We start from the raw sequence: 16,616 nt of genomic DNA, 5'->3' as shown, positions 1-16,616 counted from the left end.
CTGTTGATTCCGGCGGTGCCAATGGACGTTTCTTACCTGCTCGATAGCCTCAATGACGAACAGCGCCAGGCTGTGGCCGCGCCACGCAGCAACATGTTGGTTCTGGCAGGCGCGGGGAGTGGTAAAACGCGCGTGCTGGTACACCGTATCGCCTGGTTACTGACGGTAGAGAACAACTCGCCGTATTCGATTATGGCGGTAACCTTTACCAACAAAGCGGCGGCGGAAATGCGCCACCGTATTGGTCAGATCATGGGAACCAGCCAGGGTGGTATGTGGGTGGGGACGTTCCACGGTCTGGCGCACCGTCTGCTGCGCGCGCACCATATGGATGCCAACCTGCCGCAGGATTTCCAGATCCTCGACAGCGAAGACCAATTGCGTCTGCTTAAGCGCCTGATCAAGGCGATGAACCTGGATGAGAAACAGTGGCCGCCGCGTCAGGCGATGTGGTTTATTAATAGTCAGAAAGACGAAGGGCTGCGCCCGCACCATCTACAGAGCTATGGCAACCCGGTTGAGCAAACCTGGCAGAAAGTGTATCAGGCTTACCAGGAAGCGTGTGACCGCGCCGGGCTGGTGGATTTCGCCGAGCTGCTGCTGCGCGCCCATGAACTGTGGCTCAACAAGCCGCATATCCTGCAGCACTATCGCGAACGCTTTACCAATATCCTGGTGGACGAATTTCAGGATACCAACAACATTCAATACGCCTGGATCCGCCTGCTGGCGGGCGATACCGGTAAAGTGATGATCGTGGGTGATGACGACCAGTCGATCTACGGCTGGCGCGGGGCGCAGGTGGAAAACATCCAGCGCTTCCTCACCGATTTCCCGGGCGCAGAAACCATTCGTCTGGAGCAGAATTACCGCTCGACCAACAATATCCTCAGCGCAGCTAACGCCCTGATTGAGAACAACAACGGGCGTCTGGGTAAAAAGCTGTGGACCGACGGTGTCGACGGTGAACCGATCTCGCTGTACTGCGCGTTCAACGAACTTGATGAAGCGCGTTTTGTGGTTAACCGCATCAAGACCTGGCAGGACAACGGCGGCGCGCTTGAACAATGCGCTATTCTGTACCGCAGCAACGCCCAGTCGCGCGTACTGGAAGAGGCGTTGTTACAGGCCAGCATGCCGTATCGGATTTATGGCGGGATGCGCTTCTTCGAACGCCAGGAAATCAAAGATGCGCTCTCTTACCTGCGCCTGATCGCTAATCGCAATGACGACGCCGCATTTGAGCGCGTGGTGAATACACCGACCCGCGGGATTGGCGATCGTACTTTAGATGTGGTGCGTCAGACCTCCCGTGACCGCCAGCTAACGTTGTGGCAGGCTTGTCGTGAGCTGTTGCAGGAAAAAGCCCTCGCGGGGCGCGCTGCCAGCGCCTTACAGCGTTTTATGGAGCTGATTGACGCACTGGCCCAGGAGACCGCCGATATGCCGCTGCACGTGCAAACTGACCGGGTGATTAAAGACTCCGGCCTGCGCATGATGTACGAGCAGGAAAAAGGCGAGAAGGGCCAGACGCGTATCGAAAACTTAGACGAACTGGTGACGGCAACGCGCCAGTTCAGCTACAACGAGGAAGATGAAGACTTAATGCCGCTGCAGGCGTTCCTGTCTCACGCCGCGCTGGAGGCGGGCGAAGGGCAGGCGGATACCTGGCAGGATGCGGTTCAGCTGATGACCCTACACTCGGCGAAAGGTCTGGAGTTCCCGCAGGTGTTTATCGTCGGCATGGAAGAAGGCATGTTCCCCAGCCAGATGTCGCTGGACGAAGGCGGACGTCTCGAAGAGGAACGCCGCCTGGCCTACGTCGGCGTGACCCGCGCGATGCAAAAGCTGACGCTGACCTACGCCGAAACGCGTCGTCTGTACGGCAAAGAGGTTTACCATCGCCCGTCGCGCTTTATTGGTGAACTGCCGGAAGCGTGTGTTGAAGAGGTACGTCTGCGCGCCACGGTCAGCCGCCCGGTAAGCCATCAGCGAATGGGCACGCCAATGGCGGAAAACGATACCGGCTATAAGCTTGGCCAGCGCGTACGCCATGCCAAGTTTGGCGAGGGCACCATTGTCAATCTGGAAGGCAGCGGCGAGCACAGTCGTTTGCAGGTCGCGTTCCAGGGGCAGGGAATCAAATGGCTGGTGGCGGCCTATGCTCGACTGGAAACGGTATAACTTTCAGAAAAATATCATTATTTTGTAACGATCTGCTAGCCTTACTGATGAGCAGGTAATTTATCCAGGCTAGCGTTTCGTTGCGTGTTGACGTCAAAATTTTGCTGGCGTAACATGCGCGCACGATTACGCTAAGAGGACATTCGCCTTGGACACACCCAGTAGATACTGGCTCATTATCCTGTCATCCAGGATCAACTCCTAAGGCTATCCCTTTTTGCTGATAGCCTTCGCGGTTGTCAGCGACCTTCTGTTTTTCCCGTCGCGCTGAGTCAGGCTGTTTAATGGTCTGAAACCCAATTTGTTTCTGTGTGCCCTCCGAACTGTCCGATAATTTTTTGCATTGGGAGTCCCGGTCATGCTGAGCGCATTTCAACTGGAAAACAATCGTTTAACTCGCCTTGAGGCAGACGAGATCGAGCACCTGGCCAGTTCGGTTTGGGTCGATTTAGTCGAGCCGGATGACGAAGAACGAAACCGTGTGCAAAAGGACTTGGGCCAGAATCTGGCTACGCGCCCTGAACTGGAAGACATCGAAGCATCCGCGCGTTTTTTTGAAGACGAAGACGGTCTGCACATTCACTCCTTCTTCTTTTATGAAGACGCCGACGATCACGCGGGTAACTCAACCGTCGCATTTACTATTCGCGAAGGCCGTCTGTTTACCCTGCGCGAGCGCGAATTGCCGGCCTTTCGCCTGTACCGCATGCGTGCGCGTAACCAGGCTATGGTGGATGGCAATGCCTACGAGCTGTTGCTCGACCTGTTCGAAACCAAAATTGAACAGCTGGCGGATGAGATCGAAAACATCTACAGCGACCTGGAAAAACTCAGCCGTGTGATCATGGAAGGGCGTCAGGGCGATGAATATGACGAAGCGCTGTCGACGCTGGCGGAACTGGAAGATATCGGCTGGAAGGTACGCTTGTGTCTGATGGATACCCAACGCGCACTGAACTTCCTGGTGCGTAAAGCGCGGTTGCCGGGCAGTCAGCTGGAGCAGGCGCGTGAGATCCTGCGCGATATCGAATCTCTGCTGCCGCACAATGAATCGCTGTTCCAGAAGGTTAACTTCCTGATGCAGGCGGCGATGGGTTTTATTAACATCGAGCAGAACCGCATCATCAAGATCTTCTCGGTGGTTTCTGTGGTGTTCCTGCCGCCGACGCTGGTGGCGTCCAGCTATGGGATGAACTTTGAGTTCATGCCGGAACTGCACTGGAGCTTTGGTTATCCTGGGGCGATTGTCTTTATGATGCTCGCCGGTCTGGCGCCGTATCTGTACTTTAAGCGCAAGAACTGGCTGTAATTGCGGTGACTTATCCGGCCTACGGTGATGTGCTTTTGTAGGCCGGATAAGCGAAGCTCCATCCGGCAATCCCCTAGCTCCGACGTACCCGTCGTTGCGTATAAATCGCATCCATTACGAAAATCGCCAGCGCGACCCAGATAAACGCGAAAGTAACCATCTTGTCCGCACCCGGTACTTCACCGTAGAACGTTACCGCCAGCAGGAACATCAGCGTAGGGCCAATGTACTGGAAAAAACCCAGCGTCGACAGACGCAGGCGGGTTGCCGCGCCGGTAAAGCACAGCAGCGGTATGGTGGTCACGACACCCGCAGCAATCAGCAGCAGATTGAGCGACATCGGGTTTTGCCTCATATGGCTGGTTGGACTGTCCGCAATGCCAAACAGATAGATGGCTGCAACGGGTAAAAGCCACAGGGTTTCGATCAGCATGCCGGTTTGTGCTTCGACCGCAATCTTCTTGCGCACCAGGCCATAGAACGCAAAGCTGAACGCCAGTCCCAGCGCGATGATTGGCAGCGATCCGAAGGTCCACAGCTGTACCAGCACGCCGCAGGCGGCTAACAGTACCGCCAGCCACTGCATGCGGCGAAAGCGTTCGCCGAGGAATAGCATTCCCAGCACAATATTCACCAGCGGGTTAATAAAATAGCCGAGGCTGGCTTCCAGCATATGGTGATTATTGACTGCCCAAATGAACAGCAGCCAGTTTCCGCCGATGAGCACCGCCGAGAGCGCCAGCAGGAAGATCTTCTTTGGCGTTTGGAGCAGCGTTTTGACACCCGACCATTGGCGGCTGATGCTCATCAGCACCACCATGAAGAAAAATGACCAGATGACGCGGTGCGTCAGGATCTCATCCGCCGGGACATAGTAAATCAGCTTGAAGTAGGCAGGTGCGATACCCCAAATAAAATAAGCAGCAAGAGCGAGTAACACGCCCTGCCGCGTTTGTTTAGCATCCATCGGGAAAACTCATTGCAGAAATGTAACAGCAGTTTACCTTTTTTTGGCCGCTTACCCCACCATATAAGTGGCGGTTGCGCTGGCAATATAAAGCTGTTCTTCGTTATGCAGTTCCACGCGTGCCACGGCGACTTTATTACCCGCCCGCAGCAGGCTGCTGGTGGCGGTAAAGCGATTCCCTCTCCCTGGACGCAGGTAATCAACGCGCAAATCGATGGTTCCCATGCGTGACATCCGCTGACGCAGTTCGTCCTCACTGATTGTCTCATGGCGGGTTAGCGTACTGCCAACGCACACCAGTCCGGCGGCGACGTCCAGCGCCGAGGCGATCACGCCGCCATGCAAAATGCTTTGCGCCCAGTTGCCGACCATCATCGGTTGGTTATTAAAGGCTAATTGAGCGAATTCTTTCTCATAGCGTTCAAGCTCCAGTCCCAGTGCCCGGTTAAACGGCATATGATAGACGAACATTTCACCCACTAACTTCAGCGCTTCCTCAGCAGTAAGTACGGCAGACATATGATCCCTACATCCTAATGGTTAATGAAATGTTGATATTATGCTTATTATTTGTTGTTTTCTACTTTAGGACGGGATAACTAACGAGGAACTCGCTAAGTATGTAGAATACTTGCCAGATAATTATACAATTCATCAATATTTTGGTTCAGGAGAACAGTACCGATGCGGGCGATTCTGGGATGGTTACTACCAGCAGTCATGCTGCCGTTGACCGCGTATGCGCAGGAAGCGACAGTGAAAGAGATTCATGATGCACCGGCGGTTCGTGGCAGTATTATCGCCAACATGCTGCAGGAACATGACAACCCTTTCACGCTTTATCCTTATGACACTAACTATCTTATCTACACTAATACCAGCGACATGAACAAAGAGGCGATCAGCAGCTATAGCTGGTCCGAAAATGCGCGCAAAGATGAGGTTAAGTTTCAGCTAAGCCTGGCGTTTCCGCTCTGGCGCGGGATATTAGGCCCAAATTCGGTACTCGGCGGCTCCTATACCCAGAAATCCTGGTGGCAGCTTTCTAACAGTGAAGAGTCTTCACCGTTTCGCGAAACCAACTACGAACCGCAATTGTTCCTCGGTTTCGCCACCGACTACCGCTTTGCCGGTTGGACGCTTCGTGATGTCGAAATGGGTTATAACCATGATTCCAACGGTCGTTCCGATCCGACCTCGCGTAGCTGGAACCGTCTTTATACTCGTCTGATGGCTGAAAACGGTAACTGGCTGGTGGAAGTTAAGCCGTGGTACGTCATCGGCAGCACTGATGATAACCCGGATATCACAAAATATATGGGCTACTATCAGCTCAAACTGGGTTATCACCTCGGTGACGCCGTCTTAAGTGCGAAAGGTCAGTACAACTGGAATACCGGTTACGGCGGCGCTGAGTTGGGTGTCAGTTACCCCATTACGAAGCATGTGCGTCTTTACACCCAGGTTTACAGCGGTTACGGCGAATCGCTGATTGACTATAACTTCAATCAGACCCGTGTTGGTGTGGGCGTGATGCTCAACGATATCTTCTGATAAGTATTGAGAGTATTTTAATCATTGCAGTTTCTCTCTCAGGCGCTGAAAATAGCGCCTGTTTTTATTTCAGGCTAATGGGGTTAATGTGGCGCAGGCGGAAGTGTTGAATCTGGAAATGGGCGCTAAACAGGTTTTGCAAGAAACCTTTGGCTACCAACAGTTTCGCCCTGGTCAGGAAGAAATCATTGATACCGTGCTCTCTGGTCGCGACTGCCTGGTCGTTATGCCGACCGGCGGCGGTAAATCCCTGTGCTATCAAATTCCCGCATTATTGCTAAACGGACTCACCGTTGTTGTTTCTCCGCTGATTTCCTTGATGAAGGATCAGGTCGATCAACTGCTGGCCAACGGCGTGGCGGCGGCGTGCCTTAACTCTACTCAAAGTCGTGAGCAGCAGCTTGAGGTGATGGCAGGCTGTCGTACAGGACAGATTCGCTTACTGTACATTGCGCCCGAACGCCTGATGCTGGATAACTTCCTTGAGCATCTGGCGCACTGGAATCCGGTGCTGCTGGCGGTTGATGAAGCGCACTGTATTTCGCAGTGGGGGCATGATTTCCGCCCCGAATACGCGGCGCTGGGCCAGTTGCGCCAACGTTTCCCAACCCTGCCGTTTGTGGCGCTGACCGCGACCGCGGATGAGACAACCCGGCTGGACATTGTGCGTCTGCTGGGACTCAACGACCCGTTAATTCAGATCAGCAGCTTTGACCGCCCGAACATTCGCTACATGTTGATGGAGAAGTTTAAGCCGCTCGATCAACTGATGCGCTACGTGCAAGAGCAGCGCGGTAAGTCTGGCATTATCTACTGTAACAGTCGCGCTAAAGTCGAGGACACCGCCGCGCGTCTGCAAAGCCGTGGCATCAGCGCCGGGGCTTATCATGCCGGGCTAGAAAATGCCGTACGCGCCGAGGTGCAGGAGAAATTCCAGCGCGACGATCTGCAAATCGTGGTGGCGACCGTGGCGTTCGGTATGGGGATCAACAAACCTAACGTACGCTTCGTGGTGCATTTCGACATTCCGCGCAATATCGAATCCTATTACCAGGAAACCGGCCGCGCCGGGCGTGATGGCCTACCGGCGGAAGCGATGCTGTTTTACGATCCGGCTGATATGGCATGGCTACGCCGTTGCCTCGAAGAGAAACCCGCCGGACAGTTGCTGGATATCGAACGGCATAAGCTCAATGCGATGGGGGCATTTGCCGAGGCGCAAACCTGTCGTCGCCTGGTGCTACTGAATTATTTTGGCGAAGGGCGTCAGGAGCCGTGTGGTAACTGCGATATCTGTCTTGACCCGCCAAAACAGTACGACGGACTCATGGATGCGCGTAAAGCGCTGTCGACGATTTACCGTGTTAACCAACGCTTCGGCATGGGGTACGTCGTGGAAGTGCTGCGCGGAGCGAATAACCAGCGTATTCGCGAACTGGCCCATGACAAACTGCCGGTCTATGGCATTGGTCGCGAGCAAAGCCACGAACACTGGGTGAGCGTTATTCGCCAGCTTATTCACCTGGGCCTGGTGACGCAGAATATTGCTCATCACTCCGCGTTACAGTTAACCGAAGCCGCGCGTCCGGTGCTACGCGGTGACGTTCCACTACAGCTTGCCGTGCCGCGTATTGTGGCGCTGAAACCGCGCGCGATGCAGAAATCCTTCGGCGGCAACTATGACCGCAAACTGTTCGCCAAATTGCGTAAGCTGCGTAAAGCCATTGCCGATGAAGAGAACATCCCGCCGTACGTGGTGTTCAACGACGCTACGTTGATTGAAATGGCCGAACAAATGCCGGTTTCACCGAGTGAAATGCTGAGCGTCAACGGTGTGGGAATGCGTAAACTTGAGCGTTTTGGCAAAGAGTTTATGGCGCTTATTCGCGCACATGTTGATGGTGACGACGAAGAGTAGTCAGCCGGGCAAAAAAGTGCCAGGATGGTGACTCACTGAACTATTCCCCCGCGAGTCATTTTTATGTTAACGCTATTTTTCACCGTTGCGTTGGTGCACATCGTTGCGCTGATGAGTCCCGGTCCCGATTTCTTTTTTGTTTCTCAAACTGCGGTTAGTCGTTCGCGCAAAGAAGCGATGATGGGCGTGCTGGGTATTACCTATGGTGTCATGGTCTGGGCAGGTGTGGCACTGCTCGGCCTGCATCTGATTATCGAAAAAATGGCCTGGCTGCACACCATTATTATGGTAGGTGGGGGTCTGTATCTGTGCTGGATGGGCTACCAGATGCTGCGCGGCGCGTTTAAAAAACAGGATGTTGCAGCTCCCACTCCGCAGGTGGAGCTGGCGCAGAGCGGACGCAGCTTTTTGAAAGGTCTGCTGACCAACCTGGCGAACCCTAAAGCCATTATCTATTTTGGCTCCGTCTTCTCATTGTTCGTTGGCGATAACGTGGGAACGGGCGCGCGTTGGGGGATTTTTGCTCTGATTATCGTGGAAACGCTGGCGTGGTTTACCGTGGTCGCCAGCCTGTTTGCGCTGCCGAAAATGCGTCGTGGCTATCAGCGTCTGGCGAAGTGGATTGATGGTTTTGCTGGCGCGCTGTTCGCGGGTTTCGGCATCCATCTGATTATTTCGCGCTAAGTTTGTTACCCGCCTGGGAGTCCCGGGCGGAGTACGGTTTATTGCACAAGCTTCTGTAATTCATCCTTCGAAAGGCCGGTCATTTCCATAATCGCATCGGTATCAAGACCTCGCTTGAGCATTGCTTTTGCTATGTCCAGTATGGCAATACGTTTGCCCTCTTCGCGGCCTATCTGCTTTAGTTGATCCGCCATTGTCATCAGTTTGTCTCCATGCTGCGGCACACACTGTGCCAGCTTATACAATAATGTCTGAACATCTTGTGTATTCCCTGCTTGCACCATGTAGTTTACCAGCACGGTTATTTGTTGTCCGCTCATCTTCTCCAGCATAAACAGGCGGGTAAGCTTATCCAGCAGTTGTGCCATGTCGCGCTGGCGAATGTGTTTTTGTACTAATGTCAGCGCCGCCATACTGCGATGCTGCATGATTTCATCATCTGGAATAACCGTCACATCCACCAACGGAAACGGTGTGCTGTAAAGTTGAAGGGCGGTTCCCGAATCCTCAAAGTGATCCAGCCAGTTCATTGAGCCTTGCCATGGGCTTTGCTTACCATGGTAAAAGAGCACTGGAATCACCAGCGGTAGAGTGTCGTTTCCAGCCTCAAGATGACGCTGCATCGCTGCGATAGCGTAGCGCATCAGGCGAAATGACATATGCTTGTCAGGTGAGCTTTGATGCTCGATGAGCACATGTACATAGCCATGCCCGCTGGTGGTTTCCAGTGAGTAGAGAATATCGCTGAAATAGGGGCGCAGATCGTCCTCCACAAAACTGCCTGATTCCAGACGGAGCGTTTCCAGTTTGCAGATTTTGATTAACGAGGGAGGAAGATGAAGTTCGATAAAGTCCCGCGCGGTTTCCACGCGGGAGAGGAAGGTCTTAAATACTGCGTCATGGGGTGTCGTTGCTTCCGCCATCGTCCATCATCCGTGAGAAGTGAGAGTGGCGGCATTCTTACTCTGGTATTCAACACCTAACAGCACAGAATAAAAGACTTTTCCTCCTTTGCGGCTAAGTACGGAAAGTCATATTCAGACGCTCATACTGTTAGCATTTCTTTGCGAGTGCCGTTCCATTGGCTAGGCATGCCTTGCCGATGCCAGCAGGGCGCCTATCAGCATAAACAGCGAGCCGAACACTTTGTTCAGCGCCTTCATTTGCTTTGGCCCTTTAATCCAGCCAGCAATGCGCGTGGCCAGCGTTGCGTAACTGATCATCACAATGATATCGACCACGATGGTCGTAACGCCAAGCACCACGTACTGCATCAGTTGCGGTTCCTGCGGCAGGATAAACTGCGGGAACAGGGCGGCAAGAAAAACAATGCTCTTGGGGTTGGTCAGATTCACAAAGACCGCGCGTTTGAACAGGCGACTGCGTGATTGTGTATTCGCCATGGTGTTCAGATCGATAGCGCCTGCAGCCCGCCATTGTTGAATACCCAGCCAAATCAGATAGGCCGCTCCCGCCCACTTCAGCACCTCAAACGCGATCACCGAACGTGAAAATAGCGTTCCTAGCCCCACGCCTACCAAAACGATATGAATGCCCAGCCCTGTCTGTAAACCTGCAATCGACGCGCTGGCACCGCGATAACCATGGCTGATGGCAGTGGTCATAGTGTTGATTGCGCCAGAGCCTGGAGACAAGCTCAAAATAATAGAGGTCAGCAGGTAGGCGAACCACCATTCAAAGGTCATGAGAAACTCCCGGATTGTCTATTTTTATGCCACAATACGCTACTGCCGTTAGGTTGTATCAGCGACGGCGAAAAAAACGATTTTACTTGGTCAGCGAGGCTGGATACCCGATGTTTCAGCAGCAAAAGGACTGGGAAACAAGAGAAAACGCGTTTGCTGCTTTTTCCATGGGGCCACTGACAGATTTCTGGCGTCAGCGGGAAGAAGCGGAATTTACGGGTGTGGATGATATCCCCGTACATTTTGTGCGTTTTCATGCAGAAAAAAACGATCGCGTCATCGTCGTCTGTCCTGGACGCATTGAAAGCTATGTGAAATACGCTGAACTGGCGTATGACCTGTTTCATTCTGGTTTTGACGTGCTCATTATCGATCACCGTGGTCAGGGGCGTTCCGGGCGAATGCTTTCGGATCCACATCGCGGTCATGTCGATAACTTTAATGACTATGTCGACGATCTAACCGCCTTCTGGCAGCAGGAGGTGCTACCCGGCCCGTGGAGAAAACGCTATATCCTGGCGCATTCAATGGGCGGGGCGATTGCCACATTATTCCTGCAGCGCCACCCGAATCAGTGTGATGCCATCGCGCTTTGTGCACCGATGTTTGGTATTGTGATGCGCTTTCCCGACTGGATGGTGCGCCACATTCTGGACTGGGCTGAAGGGCATCCGCGGATCCGCGAAGGCTATGCGATGGGAACTGGGCGCTGGCGGGCGCTGCCGTTCGGTATGAATGCGTTAACCCATAGTCGACAGCGCTATCGGCGCAATCTACGCTTCTATGCTGATGAGCCGCGGTTGCGCGTTGGCGGTCCCACCTATCACTGGGTACGCGAAGGGATTCTGGCTGGTGAACAGGTTTTGGCTGGCGCTGGGGATGATGCGACGCCGACGCTGCTGATTCAGGCTGAAGAAGAACGTGTAGTGGATAACCGCATGCACGATCGTTTTTGTGAACTCCGCGCCGCAGCGGGCCATCCTGTAGAAGGAGGTCAGCCGCTTGTCATAAAAGGCGCGTACCATGAGATCCTTTTTGAAAAGGACGCCATGCGCTCAGTCGCGCTTAACGCTATTGTCGAATTTTTCGACAAGCATAACTCATCCAGCGGAACCCGCTTTGCCTAGAGGTTGAATTTTCTTATGTATCAGGTTGTTGCGTCTGATTTAGACGGTACGCTGCTTTCCCCCGACCATACTCTGTCCCCTTATGCCAAAGAGACGCTGAAGTTATTGACCGCTCGCGGCGTTAACTTCGTGTTTGCGACTGGCCGTCATCATGTTGATGTGGGGCAAATTCGCGATAACCTCGGCATTAAAACCTACATGATCACGTCCAACGGCGCGCGGGTGCATGATTCTGACGGGAATCTGGTTTTTTCACATAACCTGGATCGCGACATTGCCAGCGACCTGTTTGGCGTAGTGAATGCAAACCCGGACATCGTGACCAACGTTTATCGCGATGATGAATGGTTTATGAATCGCCATCGTCCGGACGAAATGCGATTCTTCAAAGAAGCAGTGTTTAATTATTCCCTGTTTGAACCTGCATTACTGGAGCCTGAAGGCGTCAGCAAAGTGTTCTTCACCACCGACTCTCACGAAAGACTGCTACCGCTGGAGCAGGCGATTAACGCCCGCTGGGGCGATCGCGTCAACGTCAGCTTCTCTACGCTTACCTGTCTGGAAGTCATGGCGGGCGGCGTGTCGAAAGGTCATGCGCTGGAAGCGGTAGCGAAAGCGATGGGCTACAGCCTGAAAGACTGCATCGCTTTTGGCGACGGGATGAATGATGCGGAAATGCTCTCCATGGCGGGCAAAGGCTGCATCATGGGCAATGCCCACCAGCGCCTGAAGGATCTGCATCCGGAGCTGGAAGTCATCGGACTCAACGCCGACGATGCCGTGCCGCACTACCTGCGCGATCTCTTTTTAAAGTGATTGTTCTTTAGTTGACCAGTTGTCAACTAAACTCTCCGCTACAATGGATGTTCCCTGTTCTAAGAGACATCCATTGTGGCGCTACTCATCATTACCACTATTTTGTGGGCATTTTCCTTCAGCCTGTTTGGCGAGTACCTTGCCGGTCATGTCGATAGCTATTTTGCGGTGCTGGTGCGCGTTGGACTCGCGGCGCTGGTGTTCCTGCCGTTTTTACGAACCCGTGGGCACAGCGTAAAAACGATCGCGCTGTATATGCTGGTGGGGGCCATGCAGCTTGGCATTATGTATATGCTGAGTTTTCACGCCTACCTGTATCTGACGGTTTCAGAGCTGTTGCTTTTCACCGTGCTGACGCCGCTCTACATCACGCTGATTTATGACCTGATGAGCGGACGTCGTCTGCGCTGGAGTTATGCCTTTAGTGCGTTACTGGCGGTGATTGGCGCGGGGATAATTCGTTACGATCAGGTGACCAGCCACTTCTGGACCGGTCTGCTGCTGGTACAGTTGTCCAATATCAGCTTTGCTATTGGTATGGTGGGCTATAAACGTCTGATGGAAACGCGGCCAATGCCGCAGCACAACGCCTTTGCCTGGTTTTACATGGGGGCCTTTATGGTGGCGGTAGTGGCCTGGTTCATGCTGGGCAATGCGCAGAAAATGCCTGCAACCACGCTACAGTGGGGAATTCTGGTCTTTCTTGGCGTGGCAGCGTCCGGCATTGGTTACTTTATGTGGAACTACGGCGCGACCCAGGTGGATGCGGGCACGCTGGGCATCATGAACAATATGCATGTCCCGGCCGGGCTGTTGGTTAACCTGGCTATCTGGCATCAACAACCTCACTGGCCAAGCTTCATCATTGGTGCGGCTGTGATAGTGGCTTCACTGTGGGTACATCGAAAGTGGGTCGTTCCGCACTCCGCACAAACGGCAGGTGATCGCAGGCGTGATTCCGCGCTGAGCGAATAAACGCTTCTGTGACCGGCTGTCGCTGCTCGCCATCACGCACGGCGGCGTACAGTCGGCTCCACAATCCATCACCCAGGGTTTTAGTCACTACTAAACCCTGGCGTTCAAAACTCTCCACCACCCAGTGCGGTAACGCCGCGATACCCATTCTGGCTGCAACCATCTGAATCAGCAGCAGGGTGTTATCCACGCTCTTCAGCGACGGACTAACACCTGCAGGCTGCAGGAAATGCCGCCATACATCCAGTCGACTCCGTTGCACTGGGTAAATGAGCAGCGTCTCGCTGGCCAAATCTTCCGGCGTGATTTGCGTTTTGCTGGCCAACGGATGGTCCGGCGCCAGTACCAGGCGGACTTCAAAATCAAACATCGGTGAGTAGTGCAATCCGCTGCGCGGCAGGATGTCGGAGGTTAATACCAGATCCAGCTCATCCTGCTGTAGCGCTGGTTGCGGATCGAACGTCACGCCGGATTTAAAGTCCATCTCCACTTGTGGCCAGTTGGCACGAAAATTCTCCAGCGCGGGCGTCAGCCATTGAATACAACTGTGACATTCAATTGCGATTCGCAGCCGGGTTTGCTGCGGTTCGTTGCAAGCCTGCAGCGCGCGACCAATTTGCGGCAACACCTGATTGGCTAACTGCAGCAGGATTTCTCCCTGCGGCGTAAAGCGCAGAGGCTGGCTTTTACGGATAAAAAGTCGAAAGCCAAGGCGCTGCTCCAGATCGCTGAACTGGTGAGAAAGGGCGGATTGGGTCTGATGCAACGTCGCCGCGGCGGCTGCCAGCGAACCACTATTCCGCAACGCCTGGAGCGTTTTCAGGTGTTTAATCTCGATCATGAAAGTCCTTCACTTCGGCATGAACAAATTGCGCTTGAGGAATATACAGTAACTGCCAAATATAGATGTGTAAACATCTGGACGGCTAAAATCCTTCGTCTTTTAAATTTATGGTGCGTTGGCTTCGTTTCCCCACCCCAGTCACTTACTTCAGTAAGCTCCTAGGGATGAGTAAACTTGCCGCCTTCCCTAAATTCAAAATCCATAGGATTTACATATAATTAGAGGAAGAAAAATGACAATATTGAATCACACCCTCGGTTTCCCTCGCGTTGGCCTGCGTCGCGAGTTGAAGAAAGCGCAAGAAAGCTACTGGGCGGGAAATTCTTCCTGTGAAGAGTTGCTGACCGTTGGCCGCGAGCTGCGTGCCCGCCACTGGGATCAGCAGAAGCAGGCGGGTGTTGACCTGCTGCCGGTAGGTGATTTTGCCTGGTACGATCACGTGCTGACTACCAGCCTGCTGCTCGGCAACGTTCCGGCTCGTCATCAGAACAAAGACGGTTCGGTTGATATCGATACCTTATTCCGCATTGGCCGTGGCCGCGCACCGACCGGTGAGCCAGCGGCGGCGGCAGAAATGACCAAATGGTTTAACACCAACTATCACTACATGGTACCGGAGTTCACCAAAGGTCAGCAGTTCAAACTGACCTGGACGCAACTGCTGGATGAAGTAGACGAAGCGCTGGCGCTCGGGCACAAGGTGAAACCTGTGCTGCTGGGGCCGGTAACTTACCTGTGGCTGGGGAAAGTGAAGGGCGAACAGTTTGACCGCCTGAGTCTGTTGAACGACATTCTGCCGGTTTACCAGCAGGTGCTGTCTGAGCTGGCAAAACGGGGTATTGAGTGGGTGCAGATTGATGAACCGGCACTGGTACTGGAGCTGCCGCAAGCGTGGCTGGATGCCTTTAAACCGGCTTATGATGCCCTGCAGGGCCAGGTGAAGCTGCTACTGACCACCTACTTCGAAGGCGTAACGCCAAACCTGAATACCATTACCGCGCTGCCGGTGCAGGGACTGCACGTTGACTTCGTGCACGGTAAAGATGATGTCGCCGAGCTGCACAAACGTCTGCCTGCCGACTGGCTGCTGTCAGCGGGCCTGGTGAACGGACGCAACGTCTGGCGCGCCGATCTCAGCGAAAAATATGCGCAAATTAAAGATATCGTTGGGAAACGTGACCTGTGGGTGGCTTCTTCCTGCTCCCTGCTGCACAGCCCCATCGATCTCAGCGTGGAAACCCGCCTTGATGCAGAGGTGAAGAGCTGGTTTGCCTTCGCCCTGCAAAAATGCGGCGAGCTGGCACTGCTGCGTGATGCGTTGAACAGCGGTGATACGGCGGCAATTGTCGAATGGAGCGCACCGATTCAGGCTCGTCGTCACTCTACTCGTGTCCACAACGCCGCAGTGGAAAAACGTCTGGCGGCAATCACCGCCCAGGACAGCCAGCGCGCCAACGCTTACCCGGTTCGCGCCGAGGCGCAACGTGCCCGCTTTAATCTGCCGGCATGGCCGACCACGACAATCGGCTCATTCCCGCAAACCACCGAAATTCGCGGCCTGCGTCTGGACTTCAAAAAGGGCAACCTGGATGCCGGTAACTACCGCACCGGTATCGCGGAACATATCAAACAGGCGATCGCCGAACAGGAGCGTCTGGGGCTCGACGTGCTGGTACACGGTGAAGCCGAGCGTAACGACATGGTGGAATACTTTGGTGAGCATCTGGACGGGTTTGTCTTTACCCAGAACGGTTGGGTGCAGAGCTATGGCTCCCGTTGCGTGAAGCCACCGGTAGTCATTGGCGACGTCAGCCGCCCGGAAGCGATCACCGTGGAGTGGGCGAAGTATGCCCAGTCGCTGACCGACAAACCGGTAAAAGGTATGCTGACCGGTCCGGTGACCATTCTTTGCTGGTCATTCCCGCGTGAAGACGTGACGCGTGAAACCATCGCGAAGCAGATTGCGCTGGCGTTGCGTGATGAAGTTGCGGATCTGGAAGCAGCGGGGATCGGCATCATCCAGATTGATGAGCCGGCACTGCGTGAAGGTTTACCGCTGCGTCGCAGCGACTGGGCGGCGTATCTGGAATGGGGCGTGGAGGCTTTCCGCATTAACGCGGCAGTGGCGAAGGATGAAACCCAGATCCACACCCACATGTGTTACTGCGAGTTCAACGACATCATGGACTCCATTGCGGCGCTGGACGCGGACGTGATCACTATTGAGACTTCACGTTCTGATATGGAGCTGCTGGAGTCGTTCGAAGAGTTCGACTATCCGAACGAAATCGGGCCGGGCGTCTACGACATTCACTCGCCGAACGTCCCGAGCGTGGAGTGGATTGAAGCTTTGCTGAAGAAAGCCGAGCAGCGTATTCCGGCAGAGCGTCTGTGGGTGAACCCGGACTGCGGTCTGAAAACGCGCGGTTGGCCGGAAACCCGCGCCGCGCTGGCAAACATGGTTAAAGCGGCGCAGAATCTGCGTCAGGCGTAAAAACAAAACGGAGGCTGATGCCTCCGTTTTGTTTATTG

Annotated in this window: 15 protein-coding genes; 10 read left to right on the top strand and 5 right to left on the bottom strand. The window is 54.1% G+C overall.

The genetic code is table 11. The annotated features are described in order from the left end of the window. Positions 1-21: 21 nt before the first annotated feature. From uvrD to corA, 3 genes are all read left to right on the top strand, one after another. The gene (uvrD, locus tag SK33_RS23215; RefSeq protein WP_003017922.1) at positions 22-2,184 is read left to right on the top strand and encodes a DNA helicase II; all 2,163 of its coding nucleotides are present in this window, start codon (positions 22-24) and stop codon (positions 2,182-2,184) included. 148 nt (positions 2,185-2,332) lie between these two features. Next, a complete protein-coding gene (ysgD, locus tag SK33_RS23210) occupies positions 2,333-2,389 on the top strand; it encodes a YsgD/CorL family protein (RefSeq protein WP_212723238.1) in 57 nt (18 codons plus the stop codon). Between the two features lie 153 nt (positions 2,390-2,542). Then, entirely contained in the window at positions 2,543-3,493 is a 951-nt protein-coding gene (gene corA, locus SK33_RS23205; RefSeq protein WP_003017920.1) for a magnesium/cobalt transporter CorA, read from the top strand. 73 nt (positions 3,494-3,566) lie between these two features. On the opposite strand, the gene rarD is transcribed toward corA, so the two are convergent. Continuing rightward, a complete protein-coding gene (gene rarD, locus SK33_RS23200; protein WP_048220138.1) occupies positions 3,567-4,460 on the bottom strand; it encodes an EamA family transporter RarD in 894 nt (297 codons plus the stop codon). 51 nt (positions 4,461-4,511) lie between these two features. After that, on the bottom strand, positions 4,512-4,979 hold the full coding sequence (gene yigI, locus SK33_RS23195; RefSeq protein ID WP_003017917.1) for an acyl-CoA thioesterase YigI: 468 nt from the start codon (positions 4,977-4,979) through the stop codon (positions 4,512-4,514). A gap of 165 nt (positions 4,980-5,144) precedes the next feature. On the opposite strand from yigI, the gene pldA reads away from it, so the two are divergent. The 3 genes from pldA to rhtC all read left to right on the top strand — a co-directional run bounded on the left by pldA (position 5,145) and on the right by rhtC (position 8,616). Continuing rightward, the gene (gene pldA, locus SK33_RS23190; RefSeq protein WP_003017916.1) at positions 5,145-6,014 is read left to right on the top strand and encodes a phospholipase A; all 870 of its coding nucleotides are present in this window, start codon (positions 5,145-5,147) and stop codon (positions 6,012-6,014) included. Between the two features lie 88 nt (positions 6,015-6,102). Then, positions 6,103-7,932 carry an ATP-dependent DNA helicase RecQ gene (gene recQ / locus SK33_RS23185; protein WP_003017915.1) on the top strand — a complete coding sequence of 610 codons (1,830 nt, stop codon included), beginning with the start codon at positions 6,103-6,105 and terminating at the stop codon, positions 7,930-7,932. A 63-nt stretch (positions 7,933-7,995) separates the two neighbouring features. After that, complete coding sequence (gene rhtC / locus SK33_RS23180; protein ID WP_048220140.1) at positions 7,996-8,616, top strand: threonine export protein RhtC; 621 nt, start codon at positions 7,996-7,998, stop codon at positions 8,614-8,616. A gap of 38 nt (positions 8,617-8,654) precedes the next feature. Here the strand turns inward: rhtC and SK33_RS23175 are convergent, their stop codons facing one another. Further along, a complete protein-coding gene (locus SK33_RS23175; RefSeq protein ID WP_048220142.1) occupies positions 8,655-9,539 on the bottom strand; it encodes an Rpn family recombination-promoting nuclease/putative transposase in 885 nt (294 codons plus the stop codon). 162 nt (positions 9,540-9,701) lie between these two features. Next, entirely contained in the window at positions 9,702-10,322 is a 621-nt protein-coding gene (gene rhtB, locus SK33_RS23170) for a homoserine/homoserine lactone efflux protein (RefSeq protein WP_048220144.1), read from the bottom strand. Between the two features lie 110 nt (positions 10,323-10,432). On the opposite strand from rhtB, the gene pldB reads away from it, so the two are divergent. From pldB to SK33_RS23155, 3 genes are all read left to right on the top strand, one after another. After that, positions 10,433-11,449, top strand: coding sequence for a lysophospholipase L2 (pldB, locus tag SK33_RS23165; RefSeq protein WP_003017911.1), 1,017 nt, complete (start codon positions 10,433-10,435; stop codon positions 11,447-11,449). A 15-nt stretch (positions 11,450-11,464) separates the two neighbouring features. Continuing rightward, on the top strand, positions 11,465-12,265 hold the full coding sequence (gene yigL, locus SK33_RS23160) for a sugar/pyridoxal phosphate phosphatase YigL (RefSeq protein ID WP_003017910.1): 801 nt from the start codon (positions 11,465-11,467) through the stop codon (positions 12,263-12,265). 75 nt (positions 12,266-12,340) lie between these two features. Continuing rightward, positions 12,341-13,240 (top strand): carboxylate/amino acid/amine transporter, encoded by a 900-nt coding sequence (locus SK33_RS23155; RefSeq protein WP_032950638.1) that lies wholly within the window; start codon positions 12,341-12,343, stop codon positions 13,238-13,240. Here SK33_RS23155 and metR read toward each other — a convergent pair. Then, positions 13,128-14,081 (bottom strand): HTH-type transcriptional regulator MetR, encoded by a 954-nt coding sequence (gene metR / locus SK33_RS23150; protein WP_003017908.1) that lies wholly within the window; start codon positions 14,079-14,081, stop codon positions 13,128-13,130. The two genes, SK33_RS23155 and metR, sit on opposite strands and share 113 nt — an antisense overlap. A gap of 235 nt (positions 14,082-14,316) precedes the next feature. On the opposite strand from metR, the gene metE reads away from it, so the two are divergent. After that, positions 14,317-16,578, top strand: a complete 2,262-nt coding sequence (metE, locus tag SK33_RS23145) for a 5-methyltetrahydropteroyltriglutamate--homocysteine S-methyltransferase (protein WP_048220146.1) — start codon at positions 14,317-14,319, stop codon at positions 16,576-16,578. Positions 16,579-16,616: the final 38 nt, after the last annotated feature.

The organism is Citrobacter sp. MGH103 (assembly GCF_001034475.2).
Lineage (GTDB): Bacteria > Pseudomonadota > Gammaproteobacteria > Enterobacterales > Enterobacteriaceae > Citrobacter > Citrobacter freundii.
This window is presented reverse-complemented; position numbering and strand designations above follow the sequence as displayed.

Coding starts and splice junctions, on each gene's coding strand:
- corA (WP_003017920.1), top strand. CDS start 2,543: ATGCTGAGCGCATTTCAACTGGAAAACAATCGTTTAACTCGCCTTGAG.
- pldB (WP_003017911.1), top strand. CDS start 10,433: ATGTTTCAGCAGCAAAAGGACTGGGAAACAAGAGAAAACGCGTTTGCT.
- yigL (WP_003017910.1), top strand. CDS start 11,465: ATGTATCAGGTTGTTGCGTCTGATTTAGACGGTACGCTGCTTTCCCCC.
- yigI (WP_003017917.1), bottom strand. CDS start 4,979: ATGTCTGCCGTACTTACTGCTGAGGAAGCGCTGAAGTTAGTGGGTGAA.
- metR (WP_003017908.1), bottom strand. CDS start 14,081: ATGATCGAGATTAAACACCTGAAAACGCTCCAGGCGTTGCGGAATAGT.
- pldA (WP_003017916.1), top strand. CDS start 5,145: ATGCGGGCGATTCTGGGATGGTTACTACCAGCAGTCATGCTGCCGTTG.
- uvrD (WP_003017922.1), top strand. CDS start 22: ATGGACGTTTCTTACCTGCTCGATAGCCTCAATGACGAACAGCGCCAG.
- SK33_RS23175 (WP_048220142.1), bottom strand. CDS start 9,539: ATGGCGGAAGCAACGACACCCCATGACGCAGTATTTAAGACCTTCCTC.
- metE (WP_048220146.1), top strand. CDS start 14,317: ATGACAATATTGAATCACACCCTCGGTTTCCCTCGCGTTGGCCTGCGT.
- rhtC (WP_048220140.1), top strand. CDS start 7,996: ATGTTAACGCTATTTTTCACCGTTGCGTTGGTGCACATCGTTGCGCTG.
- rarD (WP_048220138.1), bottom strand. CDS start 4,460: ATGGATGCTAAACAAACGCGGCAGGGCGTGTTACTCGCTCTTGCTGCT.
- rhtB (WP_048220144.1), bottom strand. CDS start 10,322: ATGACCTTTGAATGGTGGTTCGCCTACCTGCTGACCTCTATTATTTTG.